This is a genomic window from Phycisphaerales bacterium (genome assembly GCA_040221175.1).
In the GTDB taxonomy this organism is placed as follows: Bacteria; Planctomycetota; Phycisphaerae; order Phycisphaerales; family UBA1924; genus JAHCJI01.
In genome coordinates this window covers 363,980-388,546 of the sequence record JAVJVK010000004.1, presented here as the reverse complement: position 1 = coordinate 388,546, position 24,567 = coordinate 363,980, and the positions used below count along the sequence as shown (strand labels likewise).

The following is a 24,567-nucleotide window of genomic DNA, read 5'->3' as shown; positions in this document are numbered from 1 at the left end:
GCGCGGTCCGGATTTGTCATGAGATATCGGACTGCCACTGAATTGCAGTCGCAGTTCGGTCGATGAACAAGCGTGGCCCTGTCGACACCCACCAGCCCGGATTCCTCAAAGGCGAATCTCGCCGCCCTGACCAAGGCGATGATTCCGGCCGCCTTTGCGCCCAAATCAGTCTCGGGGCGACGGACCTTCCAGGCCGTCAGTCCGGCAACAGGTACGCCGGCGGGGCCGAAGGTTGAGGTCTCAACGCCCGAGGAGATCAGCGGCGCCGCCATGGCGGCCTGGGCGGCGTATCACGGCATGATGGAACTCGATGCCGATGAGCGCGCCGCGCTGCTCGAAGGCATCGCCGACGCCGTCCACGGCCTGGGCGATGACCTTGTGAAACTGGCCGCCAATGAGACCGGGTTCAGTGCGGTGCGCATCGTGGCCGAGCGAGAGCGTTTGATGCTCGTGCTGCGGATGTTTGCGCGTGCGGTGCGAGAGCGTGCGTTCGACCATTCGAGCATCGACACGGCCGAACCCAGCAGGCGGCCACTGCCCAAGCCCGACCTGCGTCGCTTTCGACGAGGGATCGGTCCGGTCGCGATCCTGGGGCCGGCCAATCAGCCGCTGACGGGTGGTGCACTGGGTGCCGATGCGGTGTCGGCCCTTGCCGCGGGGTGCCCGATCCTGTGCAAGAGCCACCCCGAGCACCCGTTGACCGATGCGATGGTCGCGCGCGTGGCGATGGAGGCGTGCGTTCGGCTTGGCGCTCCGCCCGGGCTGGTCACGCTCGTGCACGCGGATTCGGCTGGAGAGGGCGCCCTGATCGACACCCTGGTCGAGCATCCGTGCATCCGTGGCATGGCGTTCGTCGGCTCGAAGGACGGGGCCGACGCGCTGGCTGATTCGATCGCCCAGCGTTCGCCGGGCATGATGCTGTCGGCCTCGATCGGCACGATCAATCCGGTGTTCGTGTTGCCGGGCGCCCTGGAGACCAATGGCCCGACGATCGCCGAACGCCTGTTCCAGTCATGCGTGAACGTGGCGGGCCAGACGTGTACGCGTCCGAGCGTGGTCGTGCTCCAGCGCGGCGCTGAGGCAGAGGTCTTCGCCAAGCAGCTTGCCTCGATGTTCGACCAGATGCCGGCGGCGAAGATGCGCGGGCCGCGGTTGCGGGCCCGATTCATGGGCGACGTCGCGGCGCTGCTGGACACCAAGGGCATCCGGCTTGAGGGTGGTTCGTTTCACTCGTCCGAGCAGGAAGACGGCAAGGCCGCCATCGTCAACGGGTGCCTCATGCGGTGCTCGGGCGCGATCTTCGAGCGCGAGCCGCTTGCGCGGGAAGAAGTGTTCGGCCCGGCCATGCTGCTGGTGATCGCCGACGATGCGGCCGGAGTGCTCTCGGCGGCCAGCGCCGTTGGGGGGGCGCTGACCGGCTCGATCTGGATGGGGGCGACCGATGGCAACGTCGGACGTCGGCTGGCGGCGGCCCTCGAGCATCGGGTCGGCAGGCTGGTCTTCAATGCCACGCCCACCGGGCTCGAGCTGTGCCCTTCGCTCGTGCACGGCGGGCCCTACCCCGCCAGCCGGGGCGTGCCCGCCACGTCGGTCGGCCCCGACGCGGCACTGCGCTGGCTCCGCGACGTGTCGTACCAGAACGCGCCCGAGGCCGTGCTGCCCAAGGAACTTCGCTCGGGGAACCCCCTGGGCGTTGCCCGCCTGGAAGACGGCGTGCTGGTCACCGGCGGGCAAGACGAAGCGGATGGGGCGCCCGCGGACGAAGCCGACACGGGCACGCCTCCCAAGGCCGCCTGAGTCGGTGCGCGGCTCGTGCGGCTTTACTGCCGCGCTGAGGCCCCTCAAGCCGATACCGTTGGTCCTATGGCATCTCGGGTCACGGATGACGAAGGGGCGTCTCTGGCGCCCGTGCTGCGTTGGATCGCATGGCTGGTGGTCAGCGCGCTGTGGCTGTTCATCGCCGCCAGCCTGATCGGGTTCGATCCGGCCGACGCGCCGGGCTTCGCGGCCTGGCCGCCCAACGACCCGGCGGCCAACTGGATGGGCGGCATCGGGGCCCTGGTGGCCTACTGGTCGTACTACACGCTCGGGCTCGGGGCGTGGGTGTTCCTGGCCGGGCTGGCATTGCTCATCGGGCTGCACTTCGGCGGGGCGAGGGTCGACCATCCCTTGATCCGCATCGTGGGCCTGGTGGTCATCGCCGTGGCGGGGGCGGGCGTCCAGGCGTTGCTGCTGCCCTCGACGGCCCGGCTGCCCGACCTGCCCGGTGGGGTGGTTGGCTTCGTCGGCTCGGCCGAGCTGCGCGAGCACTTTAACGTGGCGGGCACGCTGCTCTGGATGCTGGTGGCCTGCGTCATCGGCGTGATCGTGGCGTACGACCGGTGGCTGGTGCCCGCGGGCGGGGGTCTGCTGCGGCAGGCTGGATGGCTGGGGCGGACGGCCGGCGGTGGGGCGCTGAGCTTCCGCGGCGTGCTGGCGTCGGTGGGTGCATGGCTGGCCGAGGTGGGCGAGAGGCTTAAGCCCGTCAAGCGCGTGCCGGCGCGGGCGAATGACATCGACGACGACGAGCGGCTGAAGCCCAGGGTGCAGAAGCGCAAGAAGGCCGAGGCGCGGGCGAAGAGGATCGAGAAGGACATCGCCACCGACGAGGGCGAGCTGGACGAGGACGAGCTCGAAGAGGAATACGACGAGGACTACGACGAGATCGACCCCGACGAAGAGGAATACGAGGAAGAACTCGACGAGGACGACGGGGAGTACGAGGAAGACGAAGAGGACGAAGAGCACGAAGAGGAGGTCGAGGAGGAAGAGGACGACGAGGTCGGCGCGCCCCAGGTGTTCAGCGAGGACCGGCTGCGCGAGAAGATCCAGAAGATGCCGGTGCTGTTCGCCAACCAGAACCGCTCGGTGGCCAAGGAAGAGGACCTGCGCGACCTGCAGGGCGTGTCGGTCGAGGGCTACCGCTTCCCGGGGCTGAACCTGCTGGAGGATCCCGAGGAAGACTTCAACGACAAGCTCGACGAGATGGTGCGCGAGGGGGCCGAGGCGCTCGAGCGGGCCCTGCACCAGTACCGCATCAAGGGCGAGGTCGTGGGCATCGAGAGCGGGCCGGTCATCACGCTCTACGACGTGCGGCTGGCCCCGGGCACGAAGGTGAGCCAGGTCAACGCCGTGAGCAGCGACATCGCGCGGGCGCTCAAGGCCGTCAACGTGCGCATCGTCGCCAACCAGGTCGGCCGCGACACGGTGGGCATCGAGGTGCCCAACCCCACCAAGGAGAAGGTGCGCCTCAAGGAGCTCATGGGCCGGCCCGAGAAGTTCCAGGGCATGAAGCTGCCGATGTTCCTGGGCAAGGACGCCAGCGGCGAGCCGCTCATCGCCGACCTAACCAAGATGCCGCACGTGCTGATCGCCGGTACCACGGGTAGTGGTAAAAGCGTGTGCATGAACACGATCATCATGAGCTTCCTGTACACCAAGAAGCCCAATGAACTGCGCTTGGTCCTGGTCGATCCCAAGATGGTCGAGATGAGCCAGTTCAAGGACATTCCGCACCTGATGTGCCCGGTGGTCACCGAGATGTCCAAGGCCGCGGCGATCCTCGAATGGGCCGTCACCAAGATGGACGAGCGCTACGAGCTGCTTGCCGAAGCCGGCTGCCGCGACATCTCGAGCTACAACGACCTGGACTGGGAAGAGATCAAGGAGCGCCTGGGCCACGAGACCGACGAGCAGGCGGCGCGCGTGCCGCGCAAGCTGCCGTACATGGTCTTTATCATCGACGAGCTGGCCGACCTGATGATGACCAACAAGGAGGTCGAGGGCGCCATCGTCCGCATCGCGCAGAAGGCCCGCGCGGTGGGCATCCACCTCATCCTGGCGACGCAGCGCCCGCAGGCCAACGTCGTCACGGGGCTTATCAAGGGCAACATGCCCTGCCGGATTACGTTCAAGGTCGCCAGCGGGCTCGACAGCCGCATCATCCTCGACCAGAAGGGCGGCGAGCTGCTGCTTGGCCAGGGTGACATGCTGTTCCTGAGCCCCAGCAACCACAAGCTGATGCGCAGCCAGGGCACGCTGGTGGACGACATCGAGATCCGCCGCGTCGTGAAGTTCGTGCGCGAGGTCGCCGGGCCGAGCTTCGAGCGGCAGATCATGCAGCTCGGCCAGCCCGAGGGCGGCCTGAGCGACGACGATCGGTTGCTCCAGAGCGCCAACAACAATTCCGCCAGCCTGCGCCGAGCCCTCAAGGACCCGCTGTTCGACCGCGCCGTCGAGATCGTGCTGGAGACCAAGCGCGGCAGCGTGAGCCTGTTGCAGCGGCGCCTGGCCATCGGCTACACGCGGGCGAGCCGGCTGATCGACCTCATGGGCATCGCCGGGGTCATCAGCGACCACAAGGGCAGCGTCGCGCGCGACGTCAAGATCTCGCCCGAGGAATGGGCGGCCATGAAGGACCTGGCCGCGAAGGACGCGGCGAAGGACCCCGACGACAAGGACCTGGAGGGCTTCGAGGACGAGGCCTTCGACGAGGCCCCCTTCGACGAGGACGCCAGCGCCCAGGTTGAGGTGGTGGGCAACGTCGACGACGTGGGCGACGACCTCGGCGAGGACGAAACCGAGGACGATCAGGAAGACGAAGACCAAACCGAAGACGAGGACGTCGAGGAAGAAGCCGACGACGACGAGCTCGACGAGGGCGAGGACGAGTTCGACGACGAGGAAGCGGACGAGGAAGGCGAAGAGGACGAAGACGGCGCCGACGAAGAAGACGACTACGAAGACGACGCGGACGAGGAAGACGACGAGTACGAAGAAGACGACGAGGAAGGCGCCGAAGAGGACGAGGGTGAGTACGAAGAGGAAGAAGACGACGACGAAGAAGAAGACGAGGAATACGAGGAAGAAGACGGCGAAGCCGATGACCAGCCCCCCTTCGAGCCCGACCCCCCGCGCGTGGTGAGCAAGCGATCGGGCGCGTCCCGGGCCGGGGCGGCCAAGCGCCGGCGGCGCTAAACTCCCCGCTTCATGCCAGTTTCTCCGCCAGAGTCCACCGTCGAGCACGCAACCAAGCCCGCGCCCGACGCCCCGGACCTGCTGCCGGCCCGGCCCGACGGGCCGAGCCCCTTCTACGGCCCCATCATCGCCGCCGCGTGCACCATCGCCCTGGTCGCCACCGCGCCCGGGCAGACGGTCGTCGTCAGCCAGTTCAACGAGTCGTTCACCACCACCCTGGGCCTGAGCGCCACCCAGCTCAGCGCGGCGTACCTCATCGGCACCGTCACGGCCGCCATGCCGCTGACCTTCGTGGGGGCGATCGCCGACAAGTTCGGCCCGCGCCGCGTGATGTTCGTCATCGCGCTTCTCTTCGGCGGCGCGTGCATCGCCGCGGGCCAGGCCCGCTCGCTGCCCGTGCTGACGCTGTGCTTCTTCGGGCTGCGGTTCTTAGGTCAGGGCTCGCTCAGCATGCTCAGCGGGCACATATTGGCCTTGTGGTATGAGCGCAAGCTCGGCACGATCAACGGGCTGAAGATGGTCTTCGCCCAGGGCGGCTTCGCCCTCACGCCGCTCATCGCCATCGGGCTGATCCAATGGGTCGGCTGGCGCTGGGCTTACGCGGCGCTGGGCGTCCTGGTCTGGCTCATCGTCCTGCCGCTGGCGGCGTTCGTGCTGCGCGACCGCCCCGAAGAGAAGGGCCAGCAAATCGACGGCGACGCCGCGCCGCACGAGCCCGATGAGTCTGCAACTCCCGAGAAGCCGAAGCACCCCGATCCGGCGTTCACGCTGAAGCAGACCATCTCGACGCGCGCCTTCTGGATCCTCGCGGGTGCGATGGTCCTCAGCGGCTTCACCGGCACGGCGCTCCTGTTCCACGCCCAGCCGATCCTGATTGCCCGCGGCCTGGACCCGGCCCTCTCGGCGGCGATGAGCATGAGCTGGGCCCTGGCCGTCGCCGCGCTCGTGCTGCCCGTTGGCTACCTGGCCGACCGCGTGCCCCCGCGCGGCCTGCTGGCGGTCGCCGCGCTGCTCATGGCCGCCAGCCCGGGGCTGGTCATCGTCGCCGACACGGCCGTGCTCTTGTGCGCGGCGATGGCGCTGTACGGCATGGCGATGGCCATCGGCACGGCGGTGGGGGTGCCAACGGTCGCCCGCTACTTCGGCCGCCGCCACCACGGCAGCATCCGCGGCTTCCTGACTTTTCTGGGCGTCGCCGGCACGGGCTTGGGCCCGGTCGTGTTGGGGGTCAGTTTGGACTATTCCGGCTCGTTCACCATCGGCCTCGCCGCGTGCGCGGCGCTGGCGGTTTTTCTCGCTGGCGCGAGTTTGACGCTGAAGCGTCCAGTGGCCCAGGGTGTCGCGGCAGCCTGACGCGATCCACCCCGTGCCGAGCGGGCGGCCAAAGATCGCTGGATGCGATGGATCCAGGCCCGTGACGAGGACGGCAAGCCAACGGTGAACGCCCTAGCGATTGTTGAGACGGTCGCGGCGGTGGGGGTCTCGTTCTGGGTGGTGTGGCACGTCGGGCTCGCGCCGCTCGTGATCGGGGTCACGCTCGCGCCGTTGCTTCTGCTGCGCACCGCGCGGTCGACTCGGTGGGCACTACATATCTTTGCGAAGGGGGCGAGACGCCTGAGCTCCCGGAACATTCTCAAAAGTACCAAATCAATTGGGCATTGTTTTTCTGCGCTGATGATCATCGGATCTCTGGCGGTTGGCATCATCCTGCTCAGCAACGGCGATGTTTGTTTGGCCTTGTGTATTGTTGTGGGTGCGTTCTGCGTAGCGGGCATGGGAATTTTTACAATGCTGGCTATGGTGTTGCTATTTGTAGCTGTCCTTCTTTTTGTGACTGCACTCAGGGTCATGGTCACGATTGCCACTTCACTCCGGCATCCGATCCAGGCAATTTGTGCGATTCCACTGAACTGGAAAAGGGTCGCTTTGTGCGACAGCGCCGCAGTCATCCCTGAGTTGCTGCCAGGACTTCGAGAGCATCGAGTATTGCACGGCAGACTTTCGGCCACAGCACTCACCGATCTATTCTGGGCGCAGAGATCGCACTACTTCCCCGAGTCAGATGAGTTGAAGCAGCTTCGGGAGCACGGCATGACCTTTGACGAAGGCGATGTCTTTTTGCTGGTCGGACTGCCTGTTACCGTTGTATGCCTTTATGTTCCCGCCCTCCTTTACCGCTTCAGCCTCAAGTCCACCAGCTACCTCTACGTGCTTCTGCTCGGCATCATCGGCGTGCTCTATGGCAAGTACCGCGTCTTTGGCGAGGCTCCGGCAAAAGAGCGGCTCGCTCTTGCGAGCCAAGACCGCGTATCACTCGTGTTTGGCCTCATCACGTTCGGTAGCGTGATCGTGCTACCCATTGGCGTGATCGCCCTTGTTCGCACGGTCCGCGCAGGCCTCCCCGCAATCCCCGAGCGCTTTGCCTTCATCGTCGACTTTTTCACCGTGCATCCGACGATCGGCTGGTGGAATCTGATGCAATTGGCCAACGCCGCGTTGGCCGTGCTCACGCTGCCGGTCGCCCGGCTCGCGGTCCGCCGTCCACGGTTCATGGGTGTCGCCGATCACAGCGTCCGCCTCATGGTCTTCACGCGCGGCGTGCTCACCGTTGGGCTCATCCTCTGGTTCCTGGCGGTGGTGTGGTACCGGGTGGGCTGGGACGGCCTGACCGAGTTCTTCGGAGCCGTGATCGAAACGATCCGCGGCATCGAATTTAATCCCTCGTTGCCGGGCCCCCCTCCTTCCGAGCCGGTGGCGTAAGCACCTGGCCTCAGTCATTCTGTCGTTTCGCCAGCGGGGCCGTGGGAAGCGCCCCTTGCATCTCTCCCTTCTTCCATTCCTTCAAACTACCCGCCCTACAGGTTCTTCTACCTCGCCGAGGAGGGCTCCGCCCGACGAGGCGAAACTTCCGCCAACCCGACCCCAACCGGAACCGTATCGATGCGCGTTTGGGGCCTTCCGATGCAAGCCCGGAAAGGCTCCGACCTTGAACGGAAGGCTTCCGGCCTTGATCGGGAAGGCTCCGGACTTGAACGGAGGGCTTCCGGCCTTGATCGGAAGGCTTCCGGGCTTGAACGGAAGGCTTCCGAGCTTGAACGGGAAGGCTCCGATCAAGGCCGGAAGGCTTCCAGGCTTGAACGGAAAGGCTCCGATCAAGCCCAGAACGCCTCCGGGCTCGAGCCGGAAGCCTCCGGGCGAGCCCGGGAAGGCTTCCCGACGGCCTCGTGGAATGTTTCTGTCCGGGTCGAAGCGGCTCTGGGAGCGTCTGAGGGCCGATCGGCCCGCTCCCCCGCTCCCAGCGGGGGCCACTCCGTGGGGGGTTCGTCGAGGTCTTCCGAGACTGAGGGGGTCTTCTCGGGCTCAGGCGTCCGGCTCCCTCTCCCCGTCCGCGGGGAGAGGGTTGGGGTGAGGGGTCTTGGTTCCGCTCCGCGGGTCTTGACGAGCCCCCGCGGTGACGCGGGGGCAGGGGGCCGATGCCGGGACCACCCCCTCGAAATAGGGGGATTGCGTAGAGCGCCACGATCGGGTACACTGCCCTTGCTGGCCTGGGGGATCCTCGTATGACGTTGCTGCTTGGAGTGTTACTGGCCGCCGCCGTGCCGGCACTGGTGTGGCTGGGGGTGCTGCTGATCCTGGCCAGGCGTGAAGCGACGAAGGCCCGCGAGCACGCCGGGCGGGTCGAGGATGAGAACGCGAAGCTCTCCGCCGCGAATCAGCGTCTGGCCAAGTGGACGTCGGTGGCCGACGCCGACGACATGGCGCGGCAACTGATCGAGGATGCGAAGAAGAAACTGGCCGAGGCCGAGGACGACGCGCGCATCCTCGTCGAGCGCGCCCAGCACGACTACGACCAGGCGCTCGCCAACGCCGACGACGAGGCGGCGCAGCAGACCGCCGAGGCCCGCGCGGCCGCCAGGGAAGCGACGGAGCGCGCCCGGACCGAACTGGCCACCGCGCGCGAGCAGGCGGCCCGCATCATCGCCAGCGCCAACGAGCGCGCCGAGCAGATCGCCGGAAAGGCCTACGACGCCGTGCGCAACGCCGAGCACTACGAGAAGACGGCCAAGGCGATGAAGAACATCATCGACGGCTACGGCGACGCGTACCTCAAGCCCGCCGACAGCCTGCTGGACGACCTCGCCGAGGAGTTCTCGCACAAGGACGGCGGCAAGCAGTTGAAGCTGGCCCGCGACACAACGAAGAGCATGGTCAAGGGGCAGATCGCCGCCGAGTGCGATTACAAGGACCCCGGCCGGCGCGACATGGCCATCGCCTTCGTGCTGGACGCCTTCAACGGCAAGGTCGACTCGATCCTCTCACGCGTGAAGCACGACAACATGGGCACGCTCGAGCAGGAGATCAAGGACGCCTTCACCATCGTCAACCACGGCGGCCAGGCCTTCCGCAATGCGCGGCTCACGATGCCGTACCTCAACGCGCGTCTGGCCGAGCTGCGCTGGGCGGTGATCGTGCAGGAGCTCAAGAAGATCGACCGCGAGGAGCAGCGGCGCATCCGCGAGCAGATCCGCGAAGAACAGAAGGCCATGCGCGAGTACGCCAAGGCCATGCGCGACGCCGAGAAGGAGGAGTCCACGCTCCGCAAGGCGATGGCCAGGGCCCAGCAGCAGATCGACAAGGCGACGGCCGAGCAGCGGGCCCTGTACGAGGCCCAGCTCGCCGAGTTGAACGCCAAGCTGGCCGAGGCCGAGGAGAAGAACCAGCGGGCGATCTCGATGGCCCAGCAGACCAAGCGCGGGCACGTCTACATCATCTCGAACGTGGGCAGCTTCGGCGAGAACATCTACAAGATCGGCCTGACCCGGCGGCTCGAACCGCTCGACCGCGTGAAGGAACTTGGCGACGCGAGCGTGCCGTTCGACTTCGACGTGCACGCGGTCATCTGGGCCGAGGACGCCCCCGCGCTCGAGACCCAACTCCACAAGCACTTCCTGCTGCACCAGGTCAACAAGGTCAACCACCGCAAGGAGTTCTTCCTCGCCCAGCTCGCCGACATCCGCCAGGAGATCGAGGCCCTGGGCATCGAGGCCAAGTGGACCATGGCCAGCGAGGCCCAGCAGTACCGCGAGACGCTGGCCATCGAGCGGGCGATCGAGAATGATCCAGAGGCCCGCGAGCAGTGGCTCAACCGGCAGTTGACGCTGGATCCGGTGGAGTGGGCGGAGGATGGGGAGTTGGTGGGGGCGGAGGAGGAGTAATGGCGGTCATCGTACTAGGCGCCGGCGCAACGCGAGGCTGTTCGTTTGCCGACTCCAACAAACACGCTTGCTTGCCGCCGTTGGACACAGACTTCTTTCTCCAGCTCCAACGCATCACCAATCCCAAGCATCAGAAACTCATCACGAGCGTGAACGCCGATGTGGTCGAGCTGTTTGGCCACAACCATAGTGCCACGATGGAAACTGTCTTTGCGACACTAGAACACACGATCAAGATGCTGACTACAACCGGCAAAGGGGCCCGGGCATTCAAGCTCGATGAGCTTAAAGAGAAGCGGAACAGACTTGTTCAGGCGATTGCGGCTTCGCTTGAAGATTCGCTTACATGGAATACAGATGGCCATTCGAGCCAGGAATCAAATGACTGCTCTCATCACGCGATGCTGGTTGCTAAGTCCATGTTGAAGCAGGACACGGTGATCTCGTTCAATTATGATTGTTTGCTAGATTTTGCTTTGAAGCGGTACGGCGACGGCAAATGGAACGCCCATTATGGCTACGGGTTGAACCTTGGCCCACGTGGCAGCGCCATCACGGGTGATGAGTATTGGCAACCGACGACCAGGGCCGACGAAGCCGACACGATCAAGGTGTACAAGCTCCATGGCTCGCTCCACTTTCAACTAGTGGAGGGGCGTGGGCGCAAGAGCAGGAGCAAGATGAATCTAAAGCAACGTCCCTACACTCGACAAGCGGGCGAAAATATGCGATTTACTATCCTGCCTCCTGAGTCACAAAAAGCTTATGACACAGGAGTCTTTCGTGGACTATGGCAAGGCGCGGCTCACGCTCTCAACAAGGCCGAGCAAATAGTCTTGATCGGCTATTCGCTTCCGGTGACGGACATGCATGCCACCGCTTTATTTCGAACAAGTGTCAGCAAGAAACTTAAGTCACTTGTCGTTGTGAATCCGGATCGTACCGCTCGTCGCCGTTGCAGAGAAGTCTTCAAACGCTCTATGCAACCGTCGACTCGAGTAGTCAGCTTTGATTACTTGAGTGAGTTTGTTGCTGCCGACCCAAGAATTTGGCGTGTATAGGCGCAGGTTGCTGCTGCTTCTCTGGGCTCGTTTAGCTCTACCTCACCCTCCCCCGCTCCACCCGCAACCTCCGGATCTCCGCTTCCGCCTCGCGCCACAGCACGTCGAGCTCGGCCTCGTCGGCGATGTCGCCGGGGGTGAGTTCGTCGGGGGCTGGCCACAGCAGGTCGGCGTGGAAGCGGGCGGCCTGGGTGTTGGCGGCACGCGTCAGGCGCACGTGGTCCTTCTCGGCGTCGCCGATGGACTTGAGGATCGACTGGTAGGCCTTCCAGTGCCCCGTGCACTGGTCCACGGCGGCCCGCCAGGCTCGGGCGCTCTCGTCGGTCATCTTGTTCGTGCGGTAGTCGATGCGGATGAGCAGCGGGTTGGGCTCGGCGCCCTCGGCCGCCTGCCGGGCCGCGGCGGCGCGGGCCCACAGGCCGTCGATCTTCTCGATCGGCCCCCGCGACCGCTCGATGGCGCTGTCGCGCCGGCCGACGAGCCCGGCCACCGTGCGCGATGCGGCTTCGAGCATGCGGTCGACCTCGAAGGGCTGGTTGGCCAGCAGGTGCTGCACGTCGCCACGCGAGGCGGCGCGGGCCAGTCCAAGGTCGTGCAACTCGTCGTCGCCCAGGGCGACGACCGTCTGGTCGGTGTCGACCTGTTGCAGGTCACGCACGCCCGAACGGCCGATCGGCTGGTCGAGCCCGAACGCGCGGCGATCGGCGTCCTCGGTCCACATCCAGAGTTCCAGCGACGGGTCGACCATGGCGCGAAAGAGATCGCCAGGTCGTCCCTTGGCCGCCGCGACCGCGCCCAGGTCGCTCGCGAGCTGGACCACATCGGGCGGCGGCTGCACCGGCAGGCCCGGCAGGGTCGGCGCGGCTTGGGGCAGTTCGGCGTTGTACGACAGCACCGTGCCCGCGTGCCCGCCGGGCAGCGTCCAGAGGGTGTCGGCCGCCGCCACCGTGAAGACCGCGGGGCCCTCGGCCCGGTCGATGACCACGTGGAACTCGAAGTCGCCGTCCAGTTCGGCCATCTGGCCGGCGATGGCCCGGCCGGAGACGTCCAGACCGCCGGCCGAGTCGAGCCACAGCACGGCATGGCGGACGTTCTGCCGCTTGGCATAGTCGAGCACGCGTCGCACGCCCAGAGCGGTCACTTCATTGCCATATGCGCCGTGCATCTTGAGCACGATGGCTCGGTCCTGCCCGATGGCGTCGAGCAGGCCCGCGTCGGCCGTCTGGGCGTTCGACGCAGAGGCCGGCAAGCCCAGCAGCAACATTGCGAGCAATCTGGAGAGCCATTGCCTCGTTGGAAGGCTCAGCCGAGCACGAGCGTGTTGTGTATGGTGTGCCATGTCGCGATGCTACGGTCGCGATCTTTCGTTGCCCACAGATGTACAACGGCCCGCCTGGAACCGGCGGGCCGTTCATCGATGGGTCGGGGATTTACTTCTTCGGCGGGTTGTTGTCGCGGCCGCCGCCCGAGGGCTTGCCCGTGGTGCTGGGCTTGCCGCCCGGGCCCTTGCCGCCGCCCTTGTTCCCTCCGCCGCCGCCGTTCTTGCCTTGTGCCATCGCTGGCTCCTTATGCCTGGCCCCGCCGCCCGCCGCGCCACGAGCGTGGTGGGCGGAGGCCGTGCTGCTTCTGTACGAGATGCGGCACGGGCGGGTCGCGGGCGCAGCGGCGTTGCGCGGGGCCGGCAACGCGGCCCCTGGAGCTCGACCCAGTCGTCGCGCCCCGAAGTCGGGTGGGAGGTGGGTGGTGGGTAATGGGTGGTGGGGGTGTGCGTGTCGGGAGGCGGGCCCGGCGCCTGTCGCGCTCGCCGGGCCGCGACGAGGCGCGGCAGCGGGCCCCGGCTGAGCCGAGACCGGGTGATCGGGGATCTCCGCAATGGCTGCAACGATCCGCGGGGTGCGGGGCCGGTCCGATCACGGTCAACGGGCCTGAGAGCCCGTGAGCGGGGAATCTAATAGCGCCCATCTATTGGGACACGCGCGAGCATCATTCTCGCCTATGCGAGAACGAGTTTCGCACCTGCGGGATTGGCCCTCCGCAGGGTGGGAACGGCGCTCGCGGCCGCGGGAGCGAACCCCCACGGGGCGAGAACGGCGCTCGCGGCCGAGGGGACGGCGATCCACGGGGCGAGGAATGCGCTCGCGGCCGCGGAAACGCTCCGCCGCTGGGCGAGGACGGGGCACGCGGCCGCGGAATTGGCTCGCCACGCGGCGAGGGCGGCGCTCTCGGCCGCGGGAACGGCCCCCGGGGTCGGGCAGGCGTGGGGCCGGGTGGCCCGGCGATGGGCTGCGGGCGGCTGGCATGGGGCGGGGCGTCTGGCCGCGATGCCCTTCCTACCCTCTCGCCCTTCCGATCAACCACACCCCAGCCACCCCCCAACCCACAACGGATGGAGACCCAGCATGCCCCCCAGCACCAGCCCCACCCCCAGGATGAACACCAGCCGCCCCAAGATCAGCATCATCGGGGCGGGCAACGTCGGCGCGACCTGCGCCCACTGGGCGGCGGCCAAGGAACTGGGCGACATCGTCGTGCTCGACATTCCCGATAAGGAAGGCGTGGCCCAGGGCAAGATGCTCGACCTGGCGTGCTGCGGGCCCATCGAGCGCTTCGACAGCAACATCATCGGCACCAGCGACTACGCCGACATCGCCGGCAGCGACGTGGTGGTGGTGACGGCGGGCCTGCCGCGCAAGCCGGGCATGAGCCGCGACGATTTGATCGAGACCAACGTCAAGATCGTCAAGAGCGTCAGCGAGAACATCAAGCAGCACGCGCCCGACTCGATCGTCATCGTCGTGAGCAATCCGCTGGACGCCATGGTCTACACGGCGTGGAAGGCCACGGGCTTTCCGACCAACCGCATCATGGGCCAGGCCGGCGCGCTCGACGTGGCGCGCTTCCGCACGTTCATCGCCTGGGAGATCGGCTGCTCGGTCGAGGACGTGCAGGCGTTGCTGCTGGGCGGCCACGGCGACGACATGGTGCCCCTGCCGCGCCTGACCAGCGTGCACGGCATCCCGGTGACCAGCCTCTTGAGCGAAGAGAAGATCACCGCGTGCGTCGAGCGCGCCAAGGTGGGCGGCGGCGAGGTCGTCAAGCTCATGGGCACCAGCGCGTACTACGCGCCCGCCAGCGGCACCATCCAGATGGTCGAGGCGATCATCAAGGACAAGAAGCGCATCATCCCCAGCGCCGTCTACTGCAACGACGAGTTCGGCGGGGCGGCCAAGGGCTACTTCGTGGGCGTGCCGGCGCTGCTGGGCAAGGGCGGCGTGGAGAAGGTGGTCGACTTCGAGTTCCAGGGCGGCGAGAAGGCCCTGTTCGACGAGAGCGTCAGCCACGTGCAGGACCTGGTGGGCATCGTGCAGAAGATGTTCCCCGAGCTCACGTAAGCCAGCCCGGGGGGGCGGCTCCTTGGCGGTCGGCGGCGGCGGCCCGTAGAATGGCCCGTTGCCCGCCAAGGAGTGCCCGCATGTCCCCATTCCGCGTCCTGACGATCGCCACGCTGGCGGCCCTGCTGGCCCCGGCGTGGCTCGCGTGCGCCCAGCCGGCGCCGACCCCGCACAACAACCCCGACGAGACCGAAGACGGCCCCGGGCCCCAGCCCAGCCTGTTCGTGGGCCAGCCCATCGACGCGGACATCAGCCGCCTGACCTCGATGCTCGAGGGAAGCTGGAAGACCACCCAGCCCGTGGGCCAGGGCGAGGAGGCGGCGGTGCTGTGGATGCACATGCTGCCCTTCGAGACCGACCTGCTGGGCCGGGCGATCTACGTCGAGGTGCACGCCGACGGCACGCCGTGGGAGCCGGTGCGCCAGGCGATCTTCCGCGTGTACCGCTACGGCGACGCGCTGCGGCTGCGGACCTACGAGTTCCGCGATCCCCAGCGGGCCCGGATGCTCACCACGCTGTGGCTGGCGCCCGACCACATGTCGCTGGACGAGATCCGGCTCGAAGAGCTGCTGGCCACGCGCGACCTGCGCTTCGAGCGCGCCAGCGGGGGCTACGCGGGCGAGACGATCCAGCCCTACCCTACGCCCGATTCGGGATCGGTCGAGGTGGCCAGCTCCATGCGCGTGCGGCCCGACCGCATCGTGTCCGAAGACACCTTCTACGGCATCGACGCCACGCCCATCCCCGGCACGGGGCCGATCACCTGGGAGCGCGGCACGCTCCCGGTCTCGGTCGACGTGGGCGAGGACGGCCTGGTCGCCATCACCTACGACCAGGGCCAGACCGACGACCCGCCCACGGACGAGGGCGACATCGTCTTCCTCAACTACGAGGCGTGGCGCACCGACGGCACGATCTTCGATTCGACGTGGGAGCGCGGGCTGGCCATGCGCGTGGCTTACCCGCTGCGCGTGGTGGGGGGCTTCAAGCAGGGCATCGAGCCGCTGTTCGAGGGCGTGCGGCGCAAGCTCGTCATCCCGCCCGAGCTGGGGTTCGGCGACGTGGTGATGCAGAACCTGCCGGCCAACTCCACGCTCATCTTCCACATCCACATCATCCGCGTGGAGCAGACCGACCCCATCCCGATGGAAGAGCGCGTGAAGCGCCCCGAGCAAGACAAGAGGCAGCCCTGAGACAAGTGCCCGCCCAATCCGGGGAGCGTCATGGCCGAGCGTGACTACTACGACGTGCTCGGCGTGAAGCGTTCGGCCACGCAGGAGGAGATCCGCGCCGCCTACCGCAAGCTTGCGCGCGAGCTGCACCCGGACGTCAACAAGGCGCCCGATGCGGCCGAGAAGTTCGCCGAGGTGCAGACCGCCTACGACGTGCTCGGCGAGCCGGAGAAGCGCGCCCAGTACGATCGCTTCGGCCGGGCCGGCGCCGCGGCCGCGGCGGGCGCCGGCGGGGGGGCGCACTACTCGTGGAGCAACGTGGGCGGTGGCCGGGGCGGTGCGGCGTCCGACTTCGACCTGGACGACCTGGGCTCGATGTTCGACGCGTTCTTCGGCGGCGGGGGTGCAGCCGGCGGCGGAGCCGGGCCCACGCCACGGGGCGCCCGGGCCCAGCGCGGCCGCGTCCGGGAGCGCACCCAGCCGGCGGCCCAGGCCGAGCTCGATGTGTCCTTTATGACCATGGCCCGCGGCGGCACCGAGCGCGTGCCGGTGCGGCGGGGCGGCAAGGCGACGACGATCGAGGTGAGCATTCCCAAGGGCATCGCCGACGGGGCGAAGCTGCGCGTGGCCGGCGGGCGGGGCGAGCCCGACCTGATCCTGACCATCCGTGTCGGCAAGCACCCCTTGTACCGGCGCGAGGGCGTGCTGGACCTGGCCATCGACCTGCCCCTGACCATCGCAGAGGCAACGCTGGGCAAGGAGATCGCCGTCCCGACGCTCGAGGGCGAGGTCTACATCACGGTGCCGGCGGGCACGCGCAGCGGCAAGCGGCTGCGCCTTCGCGGCCGGGGGCTGACCGACGCGAAGGGCACGAGTGGAGACTTGTACGCCGTCATCCAAATCGTGCCGCCCCCAGCCGACGCCCTGACCGACGAGGATCGAGCCGCGCTGGAACGGCTGAGCGACCGCACGCCCGCGCCGCGGCCCAATCCGCCCTGGCCCGAGCCGCAGGGCTGACGACGGCGGGCACAATCTGGCGGCCAGGGGGTCCGCTGGAGCGAAGCGACGGATCGGAGCCGATAAACTCAGCAGCGGGACCCCGGGCCAGCCCCCGCGGAGAGCCCGGACATCGACGGCCCCCGGCAGGGGCCCACGGAAGGGGAGCACGGGCGCGTGCTGAAGCAACAGCATCAATACCTGCTGGTCATGCTGGCCGCCGCCGACGCCGCGGTCGTGCTGGGGGCGGCGTTCCTGGCGTGGCTGGGCCGCAAGGTGCTGGTCGTGCCGATCTCCCAGGGCGACCTCGAGTCGCCCCGCACGCTCTCGCAGGTGTTGCTCGATCCGTGGAGCGCCTACCAGCGTGATTACCCCTTCTGGCCCCAGGCCTGGGAAGACTACTTCAAGCAGCCGCTGCTCCTCGCCGCGCTCCTGTGCTGCATGATCAGCTTTTATGCGTTCAAGCTCTATCGCCCGCGGCGAGACCGCTCGCTGGCCGGCGAGCTCACGCAGGTGGCCAAGGCGACGGCCGTCTCGGTGGTGGCGATGGTCGTCGTGCTCTGGGGCGTGGGCAGCAGCCAGTTGGCCGGCGGCGACATCCCCAGCCGCCACCTGATGCTGCTGGGCTTCGAGCTGGACGCCAGCCGCGTGCAGATCATCCTCTTTGGCATCCTCCTGCTGGGCATGATGACCGCCCACCGGACGGGATTCCGCATGTTCCTGCGGTGGCTGCGCCGCCGCGGCTACAACCTGCGGCACGTGGCGATCATCGGCGTGGGACGCACGGGCCGCATCGCCGCCCAGACGCTGGACCGCAACAGCTGGACGGGCCTGCGCGTGGCCTACTTCATCAGCCACAAGCACGAGAATCGCCTGCCCGAGTGCATGGGCAAGCCGGTGTTCGGCGGGCTTCGAGACCTTGAGCAGACCATGGGCGCGTGCAAGGTCGACGCGGTGTACCTGGCCCTGCCCAGCCGCGAGACGCCCATCACCGGGCGCATCCTGCGCCGGCTGGAGCGCTTCCCCGTCGACGTGCGCATCATCCCCGACGTCAACCCCCGCTACGTGCAGCAGTCGATGGCCGTGCACGAGCTGGACGGCATGCCCGTCCTGAGTTATCGAGAAAGCCCGGCCCACGGCGTGGGCGGGGCGCTCAAGCGCGGGCTCGACCTGGCCGGCGCACTGGTGGCCCTTCTGTTGCTCAGCCCGGCCATGCTGGCGTGCGCCCTTGCGGTCGCGCTCAGCGGGCCCGGGCCGATCATCTTCCGCCAGCGCCGCGTGGGCCTGGGCGGCGAGGTGTTCTGGATGTACAAGTTCCGCACGATGATGCAGGCCAGCGACGAGGCCGAAGAGCTCGAGCAGTCCGCCCAGCGCTCGGACGCCGAGGGCGCCGGCGATGGCGAGCCGGGGTGGACACGGCGCAACGACCCCCGCATCACGCCCATCGGCCGCTTCCTTCGCAGCACGAGCCTGGACGAGCTGCCCCAGCTGTTCAACGTGCTGCGCGGCGAGATGAGCCTGGTGGGCCCCAGGCCCGAGCGGCCCGAGTTGATCGAGAAGTTCCGCGAAGACTGGCGCGGCTACATGCTCCGCCAGCACGTCAAGGCGGGCATGACCGGCTGGGCCCAGGTCAACGGCCTGCGCGGCGACACGAGCCTGCGCCGCCGCCTGCGCTACGACCTCTACTACGTCCGCCACTGGTCGCTCTTGTTCGACCTGCGCATCCTGGCGATGACGCCGCTCCGCGGCTTCGTGCACCGCAACGCGCACTGAGCTTGTCGCCTCGTCGGCGGAGCCGCGCCCTTCGGGCTTGCGCCGGCGAGCGGGCGACTTTGGTCTTATCGCCTTGCCGGCGGGGCCGCGGGCTCGTACGCGGGGGCGGGCCTCCCCGGGCCTCAACGCGTCAGCACGTGCAGCACGTAGCCGATGGCGATGAGGGCCGAGGCGAAGAGCGGGGGGTAGAGCCAGCCGCGTTGCACGAACGGCGTCGTGCGCTCGCGCGCGAACTCGGTGATGCCCGCGATGCGGTGCGCCCGGCGGGCCATGGCGCGGTGCAGCACGATGCCCAGCAGCACGAGCAGCGGCGCGCCGATGCCGATGGCGTCGGGCATCGCGAGGTTGCCCTGCCTCGGGCTGCCGAGCATGAACCGCCATCGGTTTGCTTCCATGAACTCGAGCGCAGCGATGCCGGCGAGCAAAGGCACGTGCAGCACCCAGCCGCTGCGGAGGGTGGCGATGTGCATGACGCGATCGGCCGTCATACGGCTGCCCCAGTGACCGACGACGGCCGCCATGACGCCAGCGTGCAGCAACGCAAAGATCGCGTATCCGATGGTAATCGGCGCGTATCCCAGCAGCGACATCGCGCCGACCGTCGCGACGAGCCACGCGGCGACCGTGGGCACCAATGTTGCCTCAACATACACGCGGCGGCGCAGCGGCTGCGTCTGATCCTCATCCGTCGCCACGCGCCCGCACTCGGAGCACGTCCGGCCGCCCGCCGGTCCCATGAGGTAGCCGCACGCGGCGCAGGCGTGGTCGGCGGGGACGGCGGGGCCGGTGGTTGCGGGCAGCGGCTCGGGCATCTCGCGTGGACGCTAGCGGCCCGGCGGGGCCGTGGGGCCAGATCGGCTTGCGTCGCGGCGGCGTTTGCGGTATGCTGGGCCCAACGCGGCATCGGTCGCGGGGAGGGCGAGCGATGCGGAGCGGAATTCGTGCGTGCTGGGCGATCGTGGCGGCCGTGGTGGGCATCACCGCGGGCCCGGGCGGCGGCGTGGCCTTCGGGCAGACCACGGTGGGCGGGCTCATCGACCAGGACACGACCTGGACGCTCGCCCAGAGCCCGTACCTCGCAACCGAGACGGTGGCACTCATCGGCGGGGCGGTGCTGACCATCGAGCCGGGCGTCGAGGTCGCCTTCGAGGGCGGCACGGCCCTGGACGCGAGCCTCGGCGTCCTCATCGCCGACGGGCAGGGCGGGGGCGAGATCGTGCTGCGGTCGGCCTCGGGCGCCGTCGGCGGGTGGCAGGGGGTTCTCTCCAGCCTCGACACGCCGGCGGTCACCACGCCCGAGGGCGACTACATCCGCGGGCCGATCTTTCGCAACGTGGCAATGAGCGAGGCCGTGCGAGCGGTCGAGATCGGTCCCACGCCGGTGTACTTCGAGGGCGTCGAGATCGAGCATTGCTCCGAGTCGGGCGTGCACTTCGCGGCCTTCCTGGAAGAGCCCGCCATGTGGATCAAGCGGGTCTCGATCCGCCATGCCAACGTCGGCGTGCAGTTTCGCGGGGGCTCGGCCGCCCGCCTGATGCTGCACGACTGCGTCTTCGAGGACAACGCCGGCGGGGGCCTGCGCATGGGCATCTTCGACTCGGCCCGGGGCGAGGTGCTCCGCTGCGTGTTCCGGCGCAACGGCGTCGGCGGCGCGAGCATCTTCGGTGGTGGGGCCGTCCTGTCGGGCGGCTGGACCATCCGCCAGTGCGTGTTCGAGATGAACGAGTCCAACGACGCCACGCGCGGCGGCGGCGGGCTCCTGCTGAACCCCAGGCTCTCCTCGGCGGTCATCGACTGCGACTTCCTCTCCAACACGAGCGCGCGGTCCGGCGGCGGGGCCGACGTGCGTGTCGAGTCGCCCCTGGGCGCGTCCAGGACCGTGCGGTTCGAGCGGTGCCGCTTCATCGGCAACACGTCGGCGACCTCCTCGGGCGCGGGGCTGCTCGTGGAGGTCCCCGTCGCCCCGTCGCTGGTCGAGGTCCTGGACTGCACGTTCCAGGACAACCACGGCGACCTCAACGGCGGCCTCGCGCTGGGCGTGTGGGACGCGGTGGTCGCGCGCAACACCTTCGAGCGCAACACGGCCGTCCGCAGCGGCGGCGCGGTGCGGATCTTCCGCGGCTCGGGCATCAACGAGGTGGTGCTGCGCGACAACGCGTTCATCGAGAACACGACCGAGGCCGCCGGCGGCGCCATCGACGCGTCGGGGTTCTTCGGCGACCGCCTGCGCATCGAGTCCAACACGTTCCGCGGCAACGCGGCCGACCTGGGCGGGGCCATCGGCGGCGCGTTCACCAACTTCGGGATCGAGATCGCCGGCAACACGTTCGAGGCCAACGCCGCGCGCCTGGGCGGGGCCGTGCACATCGGCTCGGGAACCACCCAGCTCGCGACCCTGGCCGCCGAGGGCGACCTGCGCAACCGCTTCACGGGCAACACGGCCGACCAGGGCGCCGACATCTACAACAACGCCCGCGCCGGCGTCGACGCCACCGGAAACTGCTGGGGCACCGATGACCTCGCCGCCATCGCCGGGCGCATCTTCGATGCCAGCGACGACCCGACCAAGGGCGTCGTCGCCTTCGACCCCATCGCCACCGAGTGCGACGATTGCCCGGCCGACCTGGATGGCGACGGCGAATTGACCATCTTCGACTTCCTCGCTTTCCAGAACCTCTTCGACGCGATGGACCCCCGTGCCGACTTCGACGGCGACGGCGCGTTCACGATCTTCGACTTCCTTGCTTTTCAGAACGCCTTCGACGCGGGGTGCGCGTAGGCGGCCAGCGTTGCCGAGCGCGGGTGTGCGGGGCAACCGGTCCGAGCGTGCGGGCGTATACACGCCCGCGGGCAGGGTGCAACCGCACACACCGGGGGAGACGCCATGACCCGACTCGTTCCGCTCACCATCATGCTGCTTGCCTGCGTTGCCCGAGCGGGCCAGGACCTGCCCGCGCCCGAGCGCATCGCCATCGGTCGCGGCTGCTCCGGGCTGCGGGCGGCCGATTTCAACGGCGACGGCCGGCAGGACCTGCTCGTGTTCGCGGGTAGCCAGCGACTGCTGGTCATCGCCAATGGGCCAGACGGCTTCGGTGCGCCAATCGACACCACCGGCATCGGCACCCTGGGCGACGCCGGCGACCTGAACGGCGACGGCCTGGCCGACGTGGTGACCGGCAGGCCATACGACGACGCCGTCTCGGTGATGCGGAACCTCGGCGACGGGCTGCTGGCCGCGCCCGTGCGATACGAATTCTTCCTCAAGGAGGCCCAGGCGATCCGCCTGGGAGACATGGACGGCGACGGCGACCTGGACATCGTCGCCAGCCTCGAGCGGGGCGAACTCGCGGTGATGCTCAACGACGGCGAGGGCAATTTTTCGAGCATCACGCGATACCCCATCGAGTTCGATTCCACGCAGATCGAACTTGCCGACTTCGACGGCGATGGCGACCTCGACTGCATCCGCCTCGCGCCCGCGCGGGGGCGCATCGTGCTGGTGCCAAACCAGGGCGCGGGCGTGATGGGGCCCGAGACGATCCTGGCGACCGAGTGCGAGATCGAAGAGATGGCCGTCGCCGACGTGACGGGCGACGGGTGGCCCGACGTCGTGGCGACTTCCGGCTACATCGTCCATCCCTCGTGCGGTTCGGGCACGGTCGCAATCTTCGAGAACGACCGCGCGGGCGGGCTGGGCACGCGCACCGGATACTCGGTCTACATCCTCGATTCGCACGCCGTGGCCGCGGGCGACGTCGATGGCGACGGCCGAGCCGATCTGGTGACCGCCAACTTCTTCTCCGACGAGGTCGGCACGCTGCTGGCCACCGGCGACGGCGACTTTGTCGTCGGCGGCCGCTACGCCACGGGCAGCCGCCCGGTCGCCGTGCTGACCGAAGACTTCGATGGCGACGGCGTCGCCGAGGTCGCCGTGGCGACCAACACCGAGCAGAGCGAGGTGCTCGTGTTCGACGCCCGGGGCGGCGCGCACCTGGCGGGCTTCGAGTCGCTCAACGGCGGCCAGGTAGAGGTCGGCCGGGCGGTCGCCGCCGGGGACATCAGCGGCAACGGGCTGGCCGACATCGTCGTGGCCGACCATCTCGATCGCCTGCTTGTCTCGCGCAACCTGGGCGATGCGAACTTCGCCGTCGCCCGGGCCGTGGACATCGGACGCGGCGCGGCCGGCATCGCCATCGGCGACCTCGACGGCGACGGTCGGGGCGACATCGCCGTGGCCAACGAGATCTCCGACGACGTCAGCGTGGTCTTTGTCCGCGGCGGGGGCACGCTGCTGGACGAGGTCCGCCTGCCCCTTGGCAACGGGCCCCGGGGCGTGGCGATCGGCGACCTGACCGGCGACGGGCTGGGCGACCTCGCCGTCGCGTGCGTCAGCAGCAACGACGTGCGCGTGCTGGTCAACCTGGGCGACCGCCGGTTCGAGGAACTGCCGCCGGTTGCCGTGGGCATCCGGCCGTGGGACATCGCCCTGGCCGACCTGGACGGCGACGGCGACCTGGACGCCGCCGTCGTCAACGAGTTCAACGACGACGCGAGCATCCTGCTCAACGACGGCGCGGGCGCGTTCGCCGAAGCCGGGCGGTACCCCGTGGGCGATCGGCCCCACGGCGTCGCCCTGGCCGACGCCGACGGGGATGGGCGGCCCGATCTCTACGCCGTCAACGAGGCCGACGGGACGATCGCCATCCTGAAGAACCTGGGCGGGGGCGTCTTCGGCGAGCCAAGCCCCACGCCCACCGTGCCGCGGCCCCAGCGCCTGCGGGTCGCCGACCTCAACGGCGACGGCCTGCCCGAGGCCGTGGTCGTGGGACGCGAGGAGAACACCCTGGGCCTGCACGTTGGCGTGCGTGGCGAGCCGGCCCCGGGCACGCTGTACCGGCAGGTCGCCAACCGCGTGCCCGCCGACGCGGACCTGGGCGACATCGACGGCGACGGCGTGCCCGACGTGGCCATGGCCTACGAGGCTTCCGATCGGGGGCAGTCCTTCCTCACCCGCCTGCCGCGCATCTGCCGCGTCGACGTCGACGGCGACGGCGCGCTGACGCTCTTCGACTTCCTGGCCTTCCAGACCAGCTTCGACGCGGGCGACCCCGTCGCCGACTTCGACGGCGACGGCGTGCTGACGATCTTCGACTTCCTCGCGTTCCAGACGGCCTTCGACGCGGGCTGCTAGCCGGCCGCGCGCGGGGCGGCGTCGTGGCCCGCCCCCGGCTCGGCCGTGCGCAGCGGGCCGTAGGGCAGGCCGTGGGGCAGCGTCCACTGGCTCACCTTGCCGTTGGTCAGCCGCGTGCGCACGCGGTACCAGGCCATGGCGATGCCGCGGGGGGTGTCGGCGTCCACGTGCGTCTTGCTCGCCGTGGCGGCCACGAACTCGAAGGGGCCCTCCTGGCCGTCGAGGCCCTGGGACGACCGCTCGATCTCGAAGATCGCCGAGCCGCCGGTGGTGGCTTCAATCGTGATCTCGATGCGCCCGCCGCGGTTCATCCGCAGCTCGGCGATCCGGGGCGGCGCTGGGGTTGGCCTGCTGCTTGGCGTGCCGGGGGCCTCGAGCAACGCCCGCGAATAGACGCTCGGATCGTGCGTCAGGGCCGCGTGGTTGTCGATGGCGCCGATGCACCCGGTCAGCAGGTGGCGCAGCTCGTCGCGCGTGGTGTCCTTCTTCTGCCGGGCGCTGCGCGCCGCCGCCTCGGCGGCCAGGTGCTGCTTGAGGGCGAGCGCGAACGCCGCCGCCCGCTGGGTCAGCAGGGCGGTCTGGCCCTCGGTGAGCCCGATGTTCTCGGCGCTCGCCCACACGGCGGCCTTCTGCGTGGCCCACTGGGCCAGTTCCTGCTGGGGGCGGGGGTAGCGTGCCATGGCCGGGTCTCCTGGGTGCTCGAACGGTCTCCAGCGTGGCTATCGGCGGGGTTCGGGGGCGGCTTGATTG

16 protein-coding genes are annotated in these 24,567 nt (G+C 68.6%); 12 read left to right on the top strand and 4 right to left on the bottom strand.

Going from position 1 to position 24,567, the window contains the following annotated elements:
• The first annotated feature begins 72 nt into the window (after nucleotides 1–72).
• The 6 genes from RIE32_03840 (at nucleotide 73) to RIE32_03815 (ending at nucleotide 11,293) form a co-directional block, all read left to right on the top strand.
• Complete coding sequence (locus tag RIE32_03840) at nucleotides 73–1,797, top strand: aldehyde dehydrogenase family protein (protein ID MEQ9095375.1); 1,725 nt, start codon at nucleotides 73–75, stop codon at nucleotides 1,795–1,797.
• A 66-nt stretch (nucleotides 1,798–1,863) separates the two neighbouring features.
• Nucleotides 1,864–5,016, top strand: coding sequence for a DNA translocase FtsK (locus RIE32_03835; protein MEQ9095374.1), 3,153 nt, complete (start codon nucleotides 1,864–1,866; stop codon nucleotides 5,014–5,016).
• Between the two features lie 12 nt (nucleotides 5,017–5,028).
• Nucleotides 5,029–6,369 carry an MFS transporter gene (locus RIE32_03830; protein MEQ9095373.1) on the top strand — a complete coding sequence of 447 codons (1,341 nt, stop codon included), beginning with the start codon at nucleotides 5,029–5,031 and terminating at the stop codon, nucleotides 6,367–6,369.
• Nucleotides 6,370–6,411: 42 nt separating this feature from the next.
• Nucleotides 6,412–7,776, top strand: a complete 1,365-nt coding sequence (locus RIE32_03825; protein ID MEQ9095372.1) for a hypothetical protein — start codon at nucleotides 6,412–6,414, stop codon at nucleotides 7,774–7,776.
• Nucleotides 7,777–8,576: 800 nt separating this feature from the next.
• Nucleotides 8,577–10,232, top strand: a complete 1,656-nt coding sequence (locus RIE32_03820) for a DUF4041 domain-containing protein (protein ID MEQ9095371.1) — start codon at nucleotides 8,577–8,579, stop codon at nucleotides 10,230–10,232.
• Nucleotides 10,232–11,293 (top strand): hypothetical protein, encoded by a 1,062-nt coding sequence (locus RIE32_03815; protein MEQ9095370.1) that lies wholly within the window; start codon nucleotides 10,232–10,234, stop codon nucleotides 11,291–11,293. Before RIE32_03820 ends, RIE32_03815 begins: the two co-directional genes overlap by 1 nt.
• A 37-nt stretch (nucleotides 11,294–11,330) precedes the next feature.
• Here RIE32_03815 and RIE32_03810 read toward each other — a convergent pair whose 3' ends face one another.
• Together RIE32_03810 and RIE32_03805 are read right to left on the bottom strand one after the other, a co-directional pair.
• Nucleotides 11,331–12,632, bottom strand: a complete 1,302-nt coding sequence (locus tag RIE32_03810) for a hypothetical protein (protein ID MEQ9095369.1) — start codon at nucleotides 12,630–12,632, stop codon at nucleotides 11,331–11,333.
• A 91-nt stretch (nucleotides 12,633–12,723) separates the two neighbouring features.
• The gene (locus RIE32_03805) at nucleotides 12,724–12,849 is read right to left on the bottom strand and encodes a hypothetical protein (protein MEQ9095368.1); all 126 of its coding nucleotides are present in this window, start codon (nucleotides 12,847–12,849) and stop codon (nucleotides 12,724–12,726) included.
• 843 nt (nucleotides 12,850–13,692) lie between these two features.
• On the opposite strand from RIE32_03805, the gene mdh reads away from it, so the two are divergent.
• The 4 genes from mdh to RIE32_03785 all read left to right on the top strand — a co-directional run bounded on the left by mdh (nucleotide 13,693) and on the right by RIE32_03785 (nucleotide 18,626).
• Nucleotides 13,693–14,685, top strand: a complete 993-nt coding sequence (gene mdh / locus RIE32_03800; protein ID MEQ9095367.1) for a malate dehydrogenase — start codon at nucleotides 13,693–13,695, stop codon at nucleotides 14,683–14,685.
• Between the two features lie 80 nt (nucleotides 14,686–14,765).
• The gene (locus RIE32_03795; protein ID MEQ9095366.1) at nucleotides 14,766–15,878 is read left to right on the top strand and encodes a CpcT/CpeT family chromophore lyase; all 1,113 of its coding nucleotides are present in this window, start codon (nucleotides 14,766–14,768) and stop codon (nucleotides 15,876–15,878) included.
• Between the two features lie 30 nt (nucleotides 15,879–15,908).
• Nucleotides 15,909–16,874 (top strand): DnaJ C-terminal domain-containing protein, encoded by a 966-nt coding sequence (locus RIE32_03790; GenBank protein ID MEQ9095365.1) that lies wholly within the window; start codon nucleotides 15,909–15,911, stop codon nucleotides 16,872–16,874.
• 156 nt (nucleotides 16,875–17,030) lie between these two features.
• Nucleotides 17,031–18,626 carry an undecaprenyl-phosphate glucose phosphotransferase gene (locus RIE32_03785; protein ID MEQ9095364.1) on the top strand — a complete coding sequence of 532 codons (1,596 nt, stop codon included), beginning with the start codon at nucleotides 17,031–17,033 and terminating at the stop codon, nucleotides 18,624–18,626.
• 122 nt (nucleotides 18,627–18,748) lie between these two features.
• Here RIE32_03785 and RIE32_03780 read toward each other — a convergent pair whose 3' ends face one another.
• Nucleotides 18,749–19,438, bottom strand: a complete 690-nt coding sequence (locus tag RIE32_03780; protein MEQ9095363.1) for a hypothetical protein — start codon at nucleotides 19,436–19,438, stop codon at nucleotides 18,749–18,751.
• Nucleotides 19,439–19,551: 113 nt separating this feature from the next.
• On the opposite strand from RIE32_03780, the gene RIE32_03775 reads away from it, so the two are divergent.
• Entirely contained in the window at nucleotides 19,552–21,405 is a 1,854-nt protein-coding gene (locus RIE32_03775; GenBank protein ID MEQ9095362.1) for a GC-type dockerin domain-anchored protein, read from the top strand.
• A gap of 105 nt (nucleotides 21,406–21,510) precedes the next feature.
• Nucleotides 21,511–23,817: a VCBS repeat-containing protein gene (locus RIE32_03770; protein MEQ9095361.1), complete on the top strand. Its 2,307-nt coding sequence runs from the start codon at nucleotides 21,511–21,513 to the stop codon at nucleotides 23,815–23,817.
• On the opposite strand, the gene RIE32_03765 is transcribed toward RIE32_03770, so the two are convergent.
• Nucleotides 23,814–24,497 carry a hypothetical protein gene (locus RIE32_03765; protein ID MEQ9095360.1) on the bottom strand — a complete coding sequence of 228 codons (684 nt, stop codon included), beginning with the start codon at nucleotides 24,495–24,497 and terminating at the stop codon, nucleotides 23,814–23,816. The two genes, RIE32_03770 and RIE32_03765, sit on opposite strands and share 4 nt — an antisense overlap.
• Between the last annotated feature and the right edge of the window lie 70 nt (nucleotides 24,498–24,567).